Annotated in this window: 15 protein-coding genes; 9 read left to right on the forward strand and 6 right to left on the reverse strand. The window is 68.2% G+C overall.

Annotated features, from left to right (window positions below):
* Positions 1-31: 31 nt before the first annotated feature.
* From C0012_RS05970 to C0012_RS05980, 3 genes are read left to right on the forward strand one after another with little or no spacing between them, the layout of a single operon-like run.
* Positions 32-1,186: a sugar ABC transporter substrate-binding protein gene (locus tag C0012_RS05970; protein WP_110590172.1), complete on the forward strand. Its 1,155-nt coding sequence runs from the start codon at positions 32-34 to the stop codon at positions 1,184-1,186.
* Positions 1,183-2,673: a sugar ABC transporter ATP-binding protein gene (locus C0012_RS05975; protein WP_110590173.1), complete on the forward strand. Its 1,491-nt coding sequence runs from the start codon at positions 1,183-1,185 to the stop codon at positions 2,671-2,673. The genes C0012_RS05970 and C0012_RS05975 overlap by 4 nt, the downstream gene beginning before the upstream one ends.
* 30 nt (positions 2,674-2,703) lie before the next feature.
* Entirely contained in the window at positions 2,704-3,732 is a 1,029-nt protein-coding gene (locus C0012_RS05980) for an ABC transporter permease (protein ID WP_110590174.1), read from the forward strand.
* Here the strand turns inward: C0012_RS05980 and C0012_RS05985 are convergent.
* From C0012_RS05985 to C0012_RS06005, 5 genes are read right to left on the reverse strand one after another with little or no spacing between them, the layout of a single operon-like run.
* Complete coding sequence (locus C0012_RS05985) at positions 3,729-4,934, reverse strand: Bcr/CflA family efflux MFS transporter (protein WP_110590175.1); 1,206 nt, start codon at positions 4,932-4,934, stop codon at positions 3,729-3,731. The two genes, C0012_RS05980 and C0012_RS05985, sit on opposite strands and share 4 nt — an antisense overlap.
* Positions 4,924-5,784: an ABC transporter ATP-binding protein gene (locus tag C0012_RS05990; protein ID WP_110590176.1), complete on the reverse strand. Its 861-nt coding sequence runs from the start codon at positions 5,782-5,784 to the stop codon at positions 4,924-4,926. The genes C0012_RS05985 and C0012_RS05990 overlap by 11 nt, the downstream gene beginning before the upstream one ends.
* Positions 5,774-6,550, reverse strand: a complete 777-nt coding sequence (locus tag C0012_RS05995; RefSeq protein WP_110590177.1) for an ABC transporter permease — start codon at positions 6,548-6,550, stop codon at positions 5,774-5,776. Before C0012_RS05995 ends, C0012_RS05990 begins: the two co-directional genes overlap by 11 nt.
* Positions 6,550-7,392 carry an ABC transporter permease gene (locus tag C0012_RS06000; protein WP_110590178.1) on the reverse strand — a complete coding sequence of 281 codons (843 nt, stop codon included), beginning with the start codon at positions 7,390-7,392 and terminating at the stop codon, positions 6,550-6,552. Before C0012_RS06000 ends, C0012_RS05995 begins: the two co-directional genes overlap by 1 nt.
* 15 nt (positions 7,393-7,407) lie before the next feature.
* On the reverse strand, positions 7,408-8,406 hold the full coding sequence (locus C0012_RS06005) for an ABC transporter substrate-binding protein (RefSeq protein ID WP_110590179.1): 999 nt from the start codon (positions 8,404-8,406) through the stop codon (positions 7,408-7,410).
* A gap of 163 nt (positions 8,407-8,569) precedes the next feature.
* Here C0012_RS06005 and C0012_RS06010 point away from each other — a divergent pair, with 163 nt between their 5' ends.
* From C0012_RS06010 to C0012_RS06030, 5 genes are all read left to right on the forward strand, one after another.
* Positions 8,570-10,294, forward strand: coding sequence for a tannase/feruloyl esterase family alpha/beta hydrolase (locus C0012_RS06010; RefSeq protein WP_110590180.1), 1,725 nt, complete (start codon positions 8,570-8,572; stop codon positions 10,292-10,294).
* Between the two features lie 212 nt (positions 10,295-10,506).
* Positions 10,507-11,310, forward strand: a complete 804-nt coding sequence (locus C0012_RS06015; RefSeq protein WP_110590271.1) for a methylenetetrahydrofolate reductase — start codon at positions 10,507-10,509, stop codon at positions 11,308-11,310.
* A complete protein-coding gene (gene purU / locus C0012_RS06020) occupies positions 11,310-12,191 on the forward strand; it encodes a formyltetrahydrofolate deformylase (RefSeq protein WP_110590181.1) in 882 nt (293 codons plus the stop codon). Before C0012_RS06015 ends, purU begins: the two co-directional genes overlap by 1 nt.
* A 35-nt stretch (positions 12,192-12,226) precedes the next feature.
* The gene (gene ligM / locus C0012_RS06025; RefSeq protein ID WP_110590182.1) at positions 12,227-13,636 is read left to right on the forward strand and encodes a vanillate/3-O-methylgallate O-demethylase; all 1,410 of its coding nucleotides are present in this window, start codon (positions 12,227-12,229) and stop codon (positions 13,634-13,636) included.
* Positions 13,637-13,713: 77 nt separating this feature from the next.
* Positions 13,714-14,301, forward strand: coding sequence for a PadR family transcriptional regulator (locus C0012_RS06030; RefSeq protein WP_110590183.1), 588 nt, complete (start codon positions 13,714-13,716; stop codon positions 14,299-14,301).
* A 72-nt stretch (positions 14,302-14,373) separates the two neighbouring features.
* Here the strand turns inward: C0012_RS06030 and C0012_RS06035 are convergent, their stop codons facing one another.
* Positions 14,374-15,294 (reverse strand): DeoR/GlpR family DNA-binding transcription regulator, encoded by a 921-nt coding sequence (locus tag C0012_RS06035; protein WP_232527785.1) that lies wholly within the window; start codon positions 15,292-15,294, stop codon positions 14,374-14,376.
* Between the two features lie 121 nt (positions 15,295-15,415).
* On the opposite strand from C0012_RS06035, the gene C0012_RS06040 reads away from it, so the two are divergent.
* The gene (locus C0012_RS06040; RefSeq protein ID WP_110590185.1) at positions 15,416-16,465 is read left to right on the forward strand and encodes an autoinducer 2 ABC transporter substrate-binding protein; all 1,050 of its coding nucleotides are present in this window, start codon (positions 15,416-15,418) and stop codon (positions 16,463-16,465) included.
* The last annotated feature ends 48 nt before the right edge of the window (positions 16,466-16,513 follow it).

A 16,513-nucleotide genomic window follows, 5' to 3' on the forward strand; every position in this document is an offset into this window, starting at 1 on the left:
ACGGGCGGCACCAGAGAAAGGACGTGCGACGATGCGCGTACGACACACCGGGCGGCTCGCCGCCATCAGCCTCATCGGGGCGAGCGGGCTCCTGCTCGCCTCCTGCTCCTCCTCCACGGTGCCGGACGACGCCGACGCTCCGCAGGACGGATCCGAGTCGTCGGTCGCCGATGTGGCCGCCGCCGAGGACTTCCTCGAGCTGTGGCTCGACAACCCCGATAAGCAGCTGCTCATCGACGAGCCGCTCGACGCCTCGGTCGAAGAGGGTCTCGAGATCGTCTACCTCGACGTGGGCACCCCGGTCAGCGCCGTGATGTGGGAGAACCTGCAGGCGCCCGCGGAACTGCTGGGGCTCGATCTGCGTCGCGTCGAGACTGGCCGCGACGCGCAGAGCGTGAACGCGGCGATGAACACGGTCGTCGAGATGGAGCCCGATGGCGTCATCAACATCACGCTCGATCCGGTCTTCTTCGAATCGCAGATCGAACAGCTCGACGAGCTGGGCGCACCGATCGCGAGCGGATCCATCGTGAACTCGACCGAGTTCGGCCTTCCCGAGGCGTTCAACGGCGCCGAATGGATGAAGATCAACGGCGGCGTCCTCGCGGCCAACGCGATCGTGCGCTCGGGCGGTGCCGAGGAGTACGTCTTCTACAACGTGCCCGAGTTCCCCTTCTCGGCCCTCGAACTCGAGGGAGCGCAGGCGAAGATGGACGAGCTCTGCCCCAGCTGCACACTGCGCGTGGTGGACATCCCCATCGCCGAGCTCGGGTCGACAGCGTCCGATCGCGTCGTCAGCGATCTGCAGGCGAATCCTGCGACCGAGTACTTCATGGCTGCGGTCGACGAGGTGCAGATCGGCCTCCCTCAGAAGCTCAGCCTCGCCGGCCTCGACGTCGACGGCGTCGCGATGTGGCCCGCGCCGCCGAACTACGAGCAGATCGCGAACGGTGAGCAGGACGCCACCCTCGCCGTCGATCTGAACCTCATGATGTGGACCGTGCTCGACCAGCTGCTGCGCGAGATCGGCGGCCAGGACTACGAGTGGCCCGATGTCGAGACCCGCGCCTGGACGATGACGAGCATCGTCGACGGCGAGAGTGTGCCCGACGACGCCACCGCCGGCTACATCGGCATCGACGACTACCAGGAGCGGTTCGCCGCGAACTGGCTGCTCGACGGATGACGGGCTCGAACGACGCCGCGGCGCTCCTGCGGGTGGAGGACGTCGTCAAGGCGTTCCCGAATCTCGTGGCCCTCGACGAAGTGAGCCTCGATGTGCACCCCGGAGAGGTCGTGGCGGTGCTGGGCCACAACGGATCCGGGAAGTCGACCCTCGTGAAGGTGCTGGCGGGCGTGTACTCGCGCGACAGCGGATCCGTCGACCTCGCCCCGGGGACCGAGCTGCACATCATCCATCAGGATCTCGCCCTCGTGGGCGAGCTGTCGACGGTGGAGAACCTCACGCTCATGAGAGGCGAGGGCGCGGCCGCCGCGGCGCCGTTCGACAGAACCGCCGAACGAGACCGGGCGCGCGAACTGATCGGGCGTTTCGGCGAGTCTTTCGACGTCGATGCGCCCGTTCGGGAGCTGTCGAACGCCCAGCGCGCGGTCGTCGCGATCAGCCGCGCGCTCGACGGATGGACTCACTCAGCCAATGTGATCGTGCTCGACGAGTCGACCGAGTCGCTGCACCGCGGAGAGGTCGATGTGTTGTTCGACGCCGTGCGGCGGCTTGCGTCCGAGGGCGCGGGCGTGCTGTTCGTCTCGCACCGGCTCGACGAGGTCCTCGCCCTCGCCGACCGCGCCGTGGTGCTGCGCGACGGGCGAAAGGTGGCCGACGAGCCCATCGCCGATCTCGACCACGGCCGGCTCGTCGAGCTCATCACCGGCGCGCGGGCCGACGAGGTCGCCGGCGCGCACGAGAGCGCGACGCGGAGCGACGGGGATCCCGTGCTCGAAGTCCGCGGATTGGCGGGTGGCACCGTCGCGCACCTCGATCTCGATGTGCGCCCCGGCGAGGTCGTCGGGATCGCGGGTGTGCTCGGATCCGGGCGTGAGGTCGTGCCGTCGCTCCTCTTCGGCGCGACGAGCGGATCGTGCGCGATGATGCGCGTCGCGGGCCGCGCGTACGAGCGTCGGTCGCCGGCGGCGAGCCTCCGGCGCGGCATCGCGTTCGTCCCGAGCGACCGGGCGCGCTGGGGTTCCATCCGCGACCTCACCGCACGCGAGAACATGACGCTCCCCCAGATGCGTACGCTGACGGGGCCGCTCGGGGCGATCTCGGACCGGCGCGAACGGACCGAGGTGCAGACCCACTTCGAAGCCTTCGACGTGCGCCCACCGCTGCCGGAGCAGCGCCTGTCGTCGTTCTCCGGCGGCAATCAGCAGAAGATCGTCATGGCTCGCGCCCTACGCGACGCTCCCGCGGTCCTGCTCCTCGATGAGCCCACGCAGGGTGTCGATATCGGCGCGAAGGCCGCGATCTACGCGTCGATCGACGCCGCCGCGGCGCGCGGATCCGCCGTCGTGGTCGCGAGCTCCGACGCGAAGGAGCTGCTGCGGCTGTGCGATCGCGTCATCGTCATGCGCGACGGCGCCGATGCGGCGCGACTGTCCGGCGCCGACCTGACCGAGCATCGCCTCGTCGCCGAAGGCTACGGCCTCGCCTGACCCGACTTCCCCAGACCCAAGGACCCTCCTGTGAGCACCTCCCCCACCTCGCGCCGCGACCTCCTTCGCGCGCTCTCCTTCCGCAACGTCAGCGCGATCTGGATCCTCCTCGCGATGATGATCGTCTTCTCGCTGTGGATCCCCGACCGCTTCCTGCAGATCGGCGTCTGGCGTTCTCTGCTCGACGCTGAGGCGCTCACGGGGCTCGCGGCCCTCGGCGCGCTGATCCCGCTCATCGGCGGCTCGCTCAACCTCGCGATCGGCGGCCAGGTCGGCTTCGCCGCGATCGTGTCGGCATGGCTGCTGGCGCGGGCCGGGCTGCCGATCGCGGTGCAGCTGCCCCTCGTGATCCTCGTCGGGGCGCTCATCGGCCTCGTGACGGGCCTCGTCATCACGAAGCTGAAGGTCGAGCCGATCATCGCGACGCTCGGCATGAGCTCGATCCTCCTCGCCGGCATGGCGTGGGTGTCGAACAGCCAGCAGATCCTCGACATCGGCCCCGACTACCGCGTGCTCGCGACGACGCAGCTCTTCGGCATCACGCTGCCGGTGTACATCCTGCTCGTCGTCTCCTTCCTCGCCTGGTACGTGCTGGAGCGCACTCCCGTCGGCCGCCGCATGTACGCCGCCGGCTTCAATCCCGAGGCGGCGCGGCTCGCGGGCGTGCGTGTCGAGCGACTGCAGGTGTGGAGCCTCGTCGTCGGCGGTGCGATCGCCGCTCTCGCCGGCGCGCTCCTCACGAGCCGCATCAACGCGGGGGATCCCACTGTCGGCCCGAGCTTCCTCCTGCCGGCCCTCACCGCGGTGTTCCTCGGCTCTACGCAGTTCAAGGGCGGCCGCTTCAATGTGTGGGGCACGATCGTCGCGATGTATGTGCTCGCGATCGGCATCAAGGGTCTGCAGCTTGCGGGTCTGCCGTCGTGGGTCAACGACCTCTTCTATGGCCTCGCGCTGCTGCTCGCCGTCGCGCTTTCGCAGTGGGAGCGCACCGCGAAGCGCAGCTCCGATGTGGCCCGCGTCGTCGACCGGGTGAAGCCGAAGAAACGGGCGGCTTCCTAGCGCTGATCCCGCCTCCGGGCGGCCGTCGCCGCCGTCGCCGCGATGAGGATCCCCGCCACCATCCCGACGACTGCGGGCACCGCCGTCTCGTCGCCCCAGAGACCGCGCAGGGGGATGACGACCGCGCCGACGATGTACTGGAGAACCCCCAGGGCGGCGGAGCCCGCACCCGCGGCGAATCGAGCGCGAGCGAGGGCGAGGGCGGTCGCGTTCGACATGCCGCCGGCGATCCCCGCCGAGAAGACGCACGTGAGCGGAACCCATACCGCGAAGCTGAGGGATTCCGTGAGAGCGAGAACGAGGAGCGTTCCGGCCGCGGCGAGCGCGAGCAGATGGGATCCACGCAGGGCGGTTTCGGGGCCGACACGGCGGGCAAGGCGAGCGTTCAGCATCGCCCCCGCGACGAAGCACAGCGACCCGGCCGAGAAAGCGGCCGAGTAGGCGAGGGCGGAGTGGCCGAACGCGTTCTGGACGATGAACGACGACGAGCCGATGTAGATGATGATGGCGCCGTACGTGAAGGCGTAGGAGAGCGCATAGCCGAGGAACGTGCCGTCGCGGCCGAGCCGCGCGAGATTGCCGACGAGCGGCCCGATGCGGGCGGGATGGCGGCGCTCCTGTGGGAGCGACTCGGGGATCGCGAGTGCGGTGACGACGACCATCGCGGTCGCGATCGTCGCAAGGCCGGCGAGTGCGAGGCGCCAGCCGCCCCATTCCGCAAGCAGGGCGCCGAGCGGGCTGCCGAAGACGGGCCCGAGGCCCATCATCGCGATCACGATGCTGATGCCCCGGGTCGCGTGCTCCCTCTCCGCGAGGTCGGCGACGATGGCGCGCGCCAGGGCGGCCCCGGCGGATCCGAAGACGCCCTGGGCGAAGCGAAGAGCGATGACCGCTTCGATCGAACCCGCGAGAGCGGCCCCGAAGCCCGCGGCGGCGAAGAGGGTCAGCGCGACGAGCAGTGTGCGGCGTCGCCCCAGAGCGTCGGAGACAGTCCCGACGACGAATTGGCCGCTCGCGGCTCCGACGAGGAACGCCGTGAGCGTGAGCTGGACGGTCGCGGCGGAGACTTCGAAGTCGCGCTGGAGGCTCGGGAAGGCGGGGAGGTAGAGATCGGTGGCGAGGGATCCCGCCATCGCGACGAATCCGAGCGCCGCGAGGAGCCCCGGCGTCAGCCGGGGCTCGATGCGCGGTTCAGTCGACACGCGCCTCGTCGGGCCGGAAGCCCTGTTTCGCGAGCTGGATCTGCTCGTACACGTGGTGCCGCAGCTCGGTGAAGCGCGGCAGGGCGCGCGTCTCGAGCTGGTCGCGCTGATCCGGGAGATCGATCGTGATGTCCTCCTGGATCACGGTCGGCGACGAGGACAGGATCACGACGCGGGATCCGAGATACACCGACTCGTCGATGTCGTGCGTGACGAAGAGGATCGTGACGCCGAGGCGCTCGCGGATCGAGCGGACGAGGTCCTCGAGATCGGCACGCGTCTGCGCATCGACGGCCGCGAACGGCTCGTCCATGAGGAGCACCTCGGGCTGATAGGCGATGGCACGCGCGATCGCGACGCGCTGCTGCATGCCGCCCGACAGCTGCCAGGGGTACTGGCGGCCGGCATGGGAGAGGCCGACGCTCTCGAGCGCCTCGGCCACGAGCTTCTTGCGTTCGGCCTTCGCGACGCCCGCATTGCGCAGCGGCAGTTCGACGTTGTCGGCGACCCGCAGCCAGGGGAACAGCGATCGACCGTATTCCTGGAACACCACGGCCATCTTCTTCGGCGGCCCCGTGACCTTCTTGCCGTCGAGCGTGACGGATCCGCTCGTCGGCTCGAGCAGCCCGGCGATGCACTTCAGGAGCGTCGTCTTTCCGGATCCGCTCGGCCCGACGAGGCAGGTGAGCTCGTTCTTGCCGAGGTCGAAGGTGAGGTCGCGCACGGCCTCGATGCCGCCGCCGTCGGTGTCGTAGATCTTCTGGAGGCCGCGCACCGAAAGCAGCGTCTGCTCGGGCGGGAGGGTGCGGCCGCGGCCGGGCGCGGGCGCGCCGGTTTCGTCATGAGGCATTTTCGAGGTCCTTCAGTCCGTGGTACCAGTGCAGCACGCGATGCTCGACGAGCTTGAAGAGCATCGACACCGCGAATCCGATGAGGCCCAGAAGCAGGATGCCGGACCACATGGGGCCGATCGCGAACTGCCGCTGGAACTGGATGATCGAGAAGCCGAGACCGGCCGAGGTGTAGAACATCTCGCTGACCACCATGAGGATGATCGCGATCGGCAGGCTCTGCCGCACGCCCGCGAGGATCTGCGGGGAAGCTGCGGGCAGGATCTGGAAGCGCACACGCCGCCAGCCCGTGATGCCGTAGGAGCGGCTCGTCTCGGTCTGCACCTCGTCGACGCCACGCACTCCCTCGATCGTGTTGAGAAGAACCGGCCAGATGGCACCGATCACGATGACGGCGATCTTCATATCGTCACCCACCCCGATGAGCAGGGCGAGGATCGGGATCAGCACGGGCGGCGGCACGGCGCGGAAGAACTCGAACATCGGCTCCGTGAACGCGCGGAGATTGCGGTTGAGGCCGACGAGAAGGCCGACGACGACGCCGAGGACGATCGCGAGGGCGGCGCCGATCGCGAAGCGCGCCAGGCTCGGCAGGATGTCGCTCGCGAATCGATCGCCGAACCAGGTCTGGACGAACGTCGTCGCGAGCGGAATCGGCTTCGGCACGAACGGGTTCGTCGAGCCGACGGTGGCGAGCCACCACACCAGGATGAGCGCGACCGGCAGGCCGAGCGCGTAGGCGAGGGAGACAAGCACCTTGCGCATCAGACGTCTCCTCTCACCGACTGGTGCCACGAGAGCAGGCGACGCTCCGCGGCCCGCACCCCGACATTGATGATGACGCCGAGCATGCCCGTTGCGAGCACGAGCGCGTACGTCGACGGATAGAGGCCCGCATCGCGGGAGAGGCCGATCTCGCGGCCGAGCCCCGCCATCGTTCCGCCGATGACCAGCTCCGCCGTGACAGTGAGGATCAGCGCGACCGCGGCTGCGAGACGCACGCCGGTGACGAGGTACGGGAGCATCGTCGGGAAGACGACGTCACGCACACGCTGCCACCAGCTGAACCCGTAACTGCGCGCGGTCGCCATGGCGACCGTGTCGACATCGGCGACGCCGTAGAGCACCTGCACGAAGATCTGCCAGAAGGCGCCGTAGACGACGATCAGCAGGCTCTGATGCAGTGGCTCGCTCAGCGCCAGGATCGCGAGGGGGATGAGACCCACCGACGGGATCGGCCGGAGGAACTCGACCGTCGACCGCGTGAGCCGTGTGAGGAATGGCGAGAGTCCGATGACGACGCCGAGCGGTGCCGAGAGGGCGAATGCGATGAGCATCCCGAGCGCCCAGGTGCCGATGGTCATCCCCACCGCAGTCCAGAAGCCGGTGAGCGTGACGTTCACGCCGAGCTGCACCAGCACCTCCGACGCCGGCGGGAGGTAGAGCGGGTTCACGACCCCGAGCCGGGAGATCACCTCCCATACGACGAGGAACGTGACGATGCCGGCGAGCCCCAGCAGCAGGCGACGGGATCGGAACCGCCTCCTGCTGCTGCGGCGCTGCGCGACCGCCACCACGCGGGTGACCGTCTCGGGGGAGGACGTCATCTGCGCGGCTCTCCGTCAGTCGAGGATGATCGTGTCGAGGTCGGGCTCGTTCTCGACGAAGCCCCACTTCTGCGCGAGGTCGGAGAGCTCGGTGATGAGCTGGGGGTCGAGCTCGCCCGACAGTCGCTCGAAGCGCAGGTCCATGGCGGCGGCCTCGGGCATTCCCGTGAAGCTCGCGATCGTCTGGGCGAAGCCCTCCGGGTCCTCCTCGGTCGCCGCGAGCACCTCCGTGATCGCTTCGCGCCACTGCGCGACGAGCTCCGGATCCTCGTCGGCAAGGGCGCCGGACGTGAAGGTCACCATGGTGGGCAGGCCAGGGATCGTGGCCTGGTTCGGGGAACCGACGACGGAGTAGGTATCGGAGTCGGCGAGCGCCGCTCCGAGGAACGGCTCCGGGATCCACACGGCGTCGACGTTGCCGCCGTCGAGCTGCGCGAGAGCGTCGGGGAACGCGATCTCGATGTACTCGACCGAGCTCGGGTCGCCTCCGTCCTGCTCGATGGCCTCGTTGATCGTCAGGTCGCCCTGCGTGTTGACGGCGTTGACCGAGACGCTCTTACCCTCGAGGTCGCTCCACGACTCGATGCCGGAGTCGGCGAGCGCGACGACGGCGTTGATGTCGTCGCCTTCCTCGAGCGAGAACGAGTAGCCGCTCGCGATGCGCATGTCGACCCCCTGGGCGGAGGCGACGAGCGAGGACAGCGGGTTGCCGACACCGAAGTCGATCTGCCCCGTCGAGACGGCGGGCAGCATCGCCGCGCCGCCCTGGGCTTCCTGCGTGGTGACGTCGAGGCCGTGGTCCTCGAAGATCCCCTCCTCGATGCCGTATTGCACGGCGGCCGAGGGAGCGATCGTGAGGACACCGACCGTGACGGGCGTGAGCCCGCCGTCGTCGTCGGAGGGGGCGCCGGTGTCGGTTCCGCCTCCGCTCGGGGATCCCTCGCTGCAAGAGGCGAGGAGGAGACCTGCGGCGGCAATCGCGCCGACCGCGGCGATTCGGGTACGAGTGATCATGCTCAGCGACTCCCTTGTGACTGAGGTCGTGCCGCGAACGGCACGTGGTGCGTGGGTTCCATCAGTAAACATCCCCACTATTGAAAAAGTCAACGGTAGTCACCAGAGTGTGACCTGGACGTCGACGACGCGGTCGGCGCCCGCACTCGATGAGGAGAAGAGAATGAAGAAACTCACCCAGTCGCTCGCGGCCGTCGCCGCGGCCGCGGCGCTCGCCCTCGGGGGATCCGCGGCCGCCGCGGCCCCACCCGCCGACCTCCCGCAGGTTCCGTCTGCGACCCCCGGCGCGCTCGACGAATGCGCCGCCCTGACCGACTTCGCCTACGACAGGACCGTCATCGAATCCGCCGAGCTCGTCCCCGCGGGCGCACTCGAGAACGCCGGCAACCCGATCGGCGAGCACTGTGTCGTGACCGGCCACATGAACGAGCGCGTCAGCGAGGTCGACGGCCAGACCTACGCGATCGGCTTCGAGATGCGCCTGCCGACCGACTGGTCCGGGCGATTCCTCTACCAGGCCAACGGCGGCATGGACGGGAACGTGAACACGGCCCTCGGAGCCCCCATGGGCGGCCAGCTCGAGAACGGGCTGCAGAAGGGATTCGCCGTCATCAGCTCCGACGCGGGCCACTCGGGCAGCCAGAACCCCCTGTTCGGCCTCGATCCGCAGGCGCGCCTCGACTACGGGCACCAGGCCGTCGGATTCCTCACCCCGATGGCGAAGGAGCTCATCGCCGGCGCCTACGGCCGCGGTCCCGACACGTCGTATATCGCGGGTGGCTCCAACGGTGGGCGCCACACGATGGTCGCCTCGACCCGCTACGCGGACCAGTACGACGGATTCCTGCCCGTCGCGCCGGGCTTCAATCTGCCACAGGCAGCGGTCGCCCAGATCTGGGGCGCACAGCAGTGGAACACGGTCGCGACGACGCCGGGTGACCTGCGGTCGGCGTTCACCGACGAGGAGCGCGCGGCCGTCTCGCAGGCGATCCTCGACCGCTGCGACACCCTCGACCGCCTCGCCGACGGCATCGTGTCGGACGGCGAGCGCTGCGCGATGTTCTTCGACGTCGAGCGCGACATCCCCGCGTGCGACGGCGAGCGCGACGGATCCTGCCTCTCCGCCGCACAGAAGGAGGTCCTCGATCGCGTGATGGCGGGAGCCACGACGAGCGACGGGGAGCGGATCTACACATCGTTCCCGTGGGACGCGGGCATCGCGAACGACGGATGGGCCGGCTGGAAGCTCGGCGCGAGCGTCTTCCTCGACCCGATGGCGGTCGGCTTCGTGTTCTCGCCCGAGCCGGAAGATCCGTCGATCCTCGGCGACCTTCCCGGCTACGCCTTGAGCGTCGACATCGACGAGAAGGCCGCCGGAATCTGGCAGCCTGGCATCACCGGAATGAGCCCCATGGAGGTCCACACTCCCCTCGGCGACGGCACCGACCTCGACACGCTGCGCGAGACGGGCGCGAAGATGCTCGTCATCCACGGCGCGTCCGACGGCGTCTTCAGCCCCGACGACACCGTCCGCTGGTACGACGACGTCGCGGATCGTTACAAGGACGCCGACGACTTCGTACGCTACTTCGAGGTGCCCGGCATGGCTCACGTGCAGGGCGGCATGGCGACCGACCAGTTCGATGCCCTCGGCACGCTCGTCCACTGGGTCGAGGAGGGCGAGGCGCCCGAGCGGATCGTCGCCTCGGCGCGCGGCGAGGGCAACCCCGCCGGGGTGAACCCCGAGGTCCCGGCCAGCTGGGCCCCGGACCGCACGCGCCCCCTCTGCGCCTACCCCGAGGTCGCCCGCTACATGGGCGGTGACCCCGAGGCGGCGTCGAGCTTCGCCTGCAAGCCGAGCTCGGGCGGCCCGAACCGCAAGGGCTGAGGCGGGGCCACCCCCATTTCCACAAGTCTTCGCCGAGTCCGCTGCGAATCGCACCGGACTCGGCGAAGACTTGTGGACTTGAGAACCGCGAAACTCCCTATAGACATTCCCTATGCACATAGGTACAGTCGTCCCCAACGCAAGGACGCGCCCCTCCGGAAGGATCTCCCGTGAACGCAGGTCAGAACCTCATCGACGACTTCTCCCTCGAGATGACGGGCAAGGACGTGCCCGGCCTGCTCGAGGCACAGCACCTGATCCCCCAGGGGACGCGCATCAACGTCACCTTCCTCGGCAACGAGGATCTCGAGATGCGCGTCGCCGCAGCGAAGGCCGTGAAGGACGCGGGATTCACCCCCGTGCCGCACATCTCGGCCCGCCGCATCGCCTCCCCCGCCATGCTCGAGGAGTTCCTCGCCGCGCTGCGCGAGGTCGGCGCGACCGACCACGTCTTCAGCGTCGGCGGGGATCCCGAGACGCCCATGGGGCCGTACGGATCGTCGCTCGACGTGATCCAGTCCGGGCGCCTGCCGGAGTTCGGCGCCAAGGAAGTCTCGATCGCGGGCTACCCCGAGGGGCACCCTGATATCGCCGACGACGTGCTCTGGGAGCACCTCGAGGCGAAGTCGACGGCTCTCAAGGAGCAGGGGCTGGAGGCCGTGATCCTCACACAGTTCGGCTTCGACACGGATCCCGTCGTGAACTGGATCCGCGAGGTGCGCTCGCGCGGCATCGACGCGCCGATCCGCGTCGGCACCCCGGGCCCGGCGGGCATCAAGCGCCTTCTCGGATTCGCGCGGCGCTTCGGAATCGGCGCGAACGCGATGATCGTGAAGAAGTACGGCTTCTCACTGACGAACCTCATGGGCACCGCCGGGCCCGACAGGTTCGTGAACGACCTGGGCACACTCGTCGAGGCGGACTCGTCTACCGGCGATGTCGGCATTCACCTCTACACTTTTGGCGGCCTGCTCGCGACCGCTCAGTGGGCTCAGAAGTTCAGAGAGGACGCCTGATGACCGCCCCGATTCCCCACCTCGTCGACCACGCCAGCCTGATCGTCCACGGCCCCGATCAGCCGGGGATCGTCAGCGAGGTCGCCTCGCTCGTGACCCGCCACGGCGGCAACATCATCTCGCTCGATCAGCACTCGAACGACGCGACCGGCGGCGATTTCTTCCAGCGGATCGTGCTGCACCGGAAGGATCTCGTGGCCGCGATGCCCGAGATCGAGGCCGATCTGGAGAAGTCGCTCGCGCCGATGGGACTCTCGTGGCGCCTGCGCGACATGTCCGAGCCGCTGCGTATGGCGGTCCTCGCCTCGAAGAGCGACCACTGCCTGCTCGACCTGCTGTGGCGCCACCGACGTGGCGAACTGCCCGTGACGATCCCGATGACGATCTCGAACCACACCGACGTTGCGGACGATGTGCGCACCTTCGGCGTACCGTTCTTCCACGTTCCCTCCCAGCCGGGTCCGGACAAGTCGCAGTCGGAGGCCGAGATCCTCAAGCTGCTGAAGGGCAACGTCGACTTCATCGTGCTCGCCCGCTACATGCAGGTGATCTCGAGCGACTTCCTCGAGAAGCTCGGCGTTCCGGTCATCAACATCCATCACTCGTTCCTCCCCGCCTTCATCGGCGCCGGGCCGTACCGGAAGGCGAAGGAGCGCGGCGTCAAGCTCATCGGCGCGACCGCGCACTACGTCACGGAAGAGCTCGACGAGGGCCCGATCATCGAGCAGGACGTCGTCCGGGTCAGCCACGCCGATTCGGCCGCCGATCTGCAGAGCCGCGGCGCGAACGTCGAGCGCGCCGTGCTCAGCCGCGCCGTGCTGTGGCACGCCCAGGACCGCGTGATCCGGCACGGCAACCACACCATCGTCTTCAATACCTGACCACTTACGAACACGAACAAGCAGAAAGGTTCATCGTGGCACCACAGAATCTGCAGCAGGCGATCGACCAGGCCGGAAACCCCGTCGACCTCCTCCGCAACTCCCAGATCGGCTCGTACATCTATCCGGTCGTGCCGGCCGACTTCCAGAACTGGATCAAGGAGCAGAAGGCCTGGCGCGACACCGCCGTGCTCTACGACCAGTCGCACCACATGGACAACGTGTTCCTCAAGGGATCCGATGCCATCAAGCTGATCAGCGACACGGCGATCAACTCGGTCGCGAACTTCGCCGTGAACAAGGCGAAGCAGTACGTGCCGACGACCGCGTCGGGCCACGTGATCGGTGACGGGATCCTCTTCCGCGAAGCCGAGGACGAGTACGTCTACGTCGGCCGCGCCCCCGCGTCGAACTGGCTCATGTTCCACGGTGAGACGGGCGGATACTCGAACCTCGACATCGAGGTCGACCGCCGCTCCCCGTCGCGCCCCTACGGTCACCCCGTCACGCGCAAGTACTACCGCTTCCAGATCCAGGGCCCGAAGGCCTGGGAGGTCATCGAGAAGGTCAACGGCGGGCCGCTCGAGCAGCTGAAGTTCTTCAACATGTCGACCATGACGATCGCCGGCAAGACCGTGCGCACGCTGCGCCACGGCATGGCGGGCGCTCCGGGCCTCGAGATCTGGGGTCCGTACGAAGACCACGACCTGATCCGCGACACGATCGTCGAGGCGGGCGCCGAGTTCGGCCTCGTCCCCGTCGGGTCGCGCGCATACCCGTCGAACACCCTCGAGTCGGGCTGGATCCCCTCGCCGCTTCCCGCGATCTACACGGGCGCCGAGGAGGCCGCGTACCGCGAGTGGCTCGGCGCCGACAGCTACGAGGCGACGGGAACGCTCGCCGGCTCGTTCGTCGGCAAGAGCATCGAGGACTACTACCTCACCCCGTGGGAGCTCGGCTACGGCCCGTTCGTGAAGTTCGATCACGACTTCATCGGCCGCGACGCGCTCGAGAAGATCGACCCCGCCACGCAGCGCCGCAAGGTCACGCTCGCCTGGAACGCTGAGGACCTCACGAAGATCTTCGGTTCGCTCTTCGACGTCGACGGCCCGAGCTACAAGTTCTTCGACCTGCCGCTCGCGAACTACGGATCCGCGAACTACGACTCCGTCGTCGACGCGGACGGGAACGTGGTCGGCCACTCGATGTTCACGGGCTACAGCTCGAACGAGAAGCGCGGCCTGTCGCTCGCGACGGTCAACCCCGATGTGCCCGAGGGCGCCGAGGTGAAGGTGGTCTGGGGCGAGCCGAACGGCGGCACCAAGAAGGCCTCCGTCGAGCCGCACGAGCAGATCGAGGTCCGCGCGGTCGTCAGCCCCGTTCCGTACTCCACGGTCGCGCGTGAGACGTACCACGGAGGATGGCGCACGGGATACTCGAACTGAGTCGTCTCATGAGCGAGGGCCCGGGCGCGACTGCTCGGGCCCTCGTGCCATATCCGCCCGACGAAAGGTGATCGCGGATGAGTCTGCGCTACGCTCTGCTCGCCCTGCTGAGGGTGGGGCCGAAATCGGGGTACGAGCTGCAGAAGCAGTTCGATGCCTCCGTCGGCCACCTCTGGCACGCGCCGGACAGTCAGATATACCCCGAGTTGCGCAAGATGGAGGCGGCGGGCCTCATCGAGGGCGAGGAGCAGGTGCGCGGCACCCGCGCGACGCGGCGGCTCTATCACGTCACTCCGGCCGGCGACGAGGACTACCTCGCGTGGATGAACGCCCCGCTCACCTACGCGCGCGTGCGGGAGCCCGCGAGCCTCAAGGCGGCGTACCTGGAGGCGGCCGAGCCGAAGGCCGCGCGCGAGTTCCTTCGGGGGCATATCGCGCACTGGCAGGGCGAGCTCGACCAGTGGGAGGCCGAGCTCGAACGTGTCAGCGCCCGGGCGACGCCCATGCTGAAAGAGCGACTCGCGACGATTCCGCCCGAGGACCACGACCGCGTCGTCGCGTTCAAGCGCCTCGGCTACGAGAACCTCGTCGACCGCGCCCGCACCGAAATCGCGTGGGCCGAACGAGGGCTGACACTGCTCGACGAGCTGGGGTATCCGGGCTGAGATCGTCTCTCGTCCGGCCACCGTCGACGCGAGCGCACGGCAAACGCGGGCAGGCCGCCCGAAACCGACCCGTCAGGCGACGCCGCGATCGCCCGGCGCCTGAATGATCGGGATCGCGAAGTCCGAGGCGCGGAGCGGGTCGAGCAGCCCGTCCGTGATCCCCGCCGTAAAGTCCTCGATGTCCAGGAGCTTGAAGAGCGCCTCGCGCCCGAATTTTGAGCTGTCGGCGACGAAGAACGCCTCCTTGGCGATGGATCGCATCAGCCGTTTCTGCTCGATCTCGTAACTCCCAGCGCTGTACAGGCCATCCCTCGCCACCGTGTCGGCGCTGAAGATGGCGACGTCGACGCGAAAGCGCGACAACTGCTGCTCCGTGGTCGGCCCCCACATGCGGAAGGTGTTCGGCAGGAGCTCGCCTCCAAGGAACGCGAGGTGGATCGGCGGGCGGGTCGCCACCTCGGCGGCGACCTGGAGATCGTTGGTCACGACCGTGAGGCGCTGATGCTCGAGGTGCCGCGCCACCTCGAGCGTCGTCGTGCCGCCGTCGAGGAGGATCGTTTGACCCTCGAGGATGCGCTCGGCCATCGCCTTACCGATCGCGGATTTCTCCGCGCCGTGCAGAGGCTTCTGCACCCCTCTGCGCGATTCATCCTGCGCTACCGGGACGGCACCCCCGTGGGTCCGCCGCAGCAGATGCCGACCCTCCAGCCGCTCGAGATCTCGACGGATGGTCGATGCCGTCACCGCAAACCGCGCCGCGAGTTCGTTCACCCCCTGAAATCCGTCACGCATAAGGGCATCGACGATCTCACTCTGACGAGACATACCCCCTCCTCTCCGTCGATACGACCATGCGCCAGCGGCACTCCATACTTGCGCGAAAACACGCACGACGCAACGCGGCCCGGCCAACATGTGGCGATGGGGCCCAGCGTTCCCGCGCGGATTCCACGATCTTCGCACCGATTGCGCATAGTGCGCGAAATCGCGCATGTTTCTGCGCGAAAACGCTTGACACTGGTAAGTGGGGCGATTAGCTTCCAACAGGAAACGCGCCCTGACACTCGACCAACCCGCGCGCCCCTCGCACATTTCGTTCACGAAGGAGTAACGAATGACTCGCAATCGCTTTCTGACCGCAGCCGCGCTCACGGCCGCCGTGGTCCTCCCTCTCGCCGGCTGCACCACCGTCGGAGGAGACACCGGCGGATCACCCGACGGTGGCGGTTCCTCCGGAACCGAAGACGGAGACATGACGATGGTGACGGTCGTCAAGGCGCAGACGATCCCGTGGTTCCAGCGCATGGCAACCGGCGTGGACGAGTGGGCCGCGGACACCGGGATCGATGCCCGCCAGGAGGGTGCGGACGACGTCACACCCGAGAAGCAGGTCCAGATCGTGCAGGATCTCATCGCCCAGTCGCCGACCGCGATCACGGTCGTCCCGAACTCGCCCGAGGCCCTCGCCAACGTGCTGGGACAGGCTCAGGATCAGGGGATCATCGTCGTCGCCCACGAGGCCACCGGCATGGAGAACGTCGACATCGACATCGAGGCCTTCGACAACGCTTCCTATGGCGAGCTGATCATGGAGAACCTCGCCGCGTGCATGGGCGAGGAGGGAACATACGTGCAGTTTGTCGGCGGACTGACGGCGAAGACACACATGGAATGGGTCGGCGCCGCGTACGACAGGCAGCAGTCCGACTACCCCGACATGGAGCGCGTCGAGACGCCCATCGAGTCGACGGATAACCAGGAGACCGCGTACGAGCGCGCCAAGGAGATCCTCGCCAAGCACCCCGACATCGCGGGTTTCCAGGGCTCAGCTGGCAATGACGTCCCCGGCATCGCCCGAGCCGTCCAGGAGGCCGGCCTCGAGGACGATGTCTGCGTGATGGGCACGTCGATCCCGTCCGTCGCGAACCAGTACCTCGAGGGCGGATCGATCGACAAGATCTTCTTCTGGGATCCGGCGCTGGCGGGCAAGGCCCAACTGGAGATCGCCAGGATCCTCGCCGAGGGCGGCACGATCGAGGCGGGAACCGACCTCGGAATCGAAGGGTATGAGGATCTTCAGCCGCTCGAGGGCTTCGACAACGTCTTCGTGGGGGACGCGTCGGTCGCGGCGGACGCCGAGACGGCCGCCGAGTACGACTTCTGATCCGCCGGATGTCGCCGCTCCCCGACCGCGTCGCGCGATCCGCGCGGA

The sequence above is a fragment of the Microbacterium suaedae genome, assembly GCF_003254645.1.
Lineage (GTDB): Bacteria > Actinomycetota > Actinomycetes > Actinomycetales > Microbacteriaceae > Microbacterium > Microbacterium suaedae.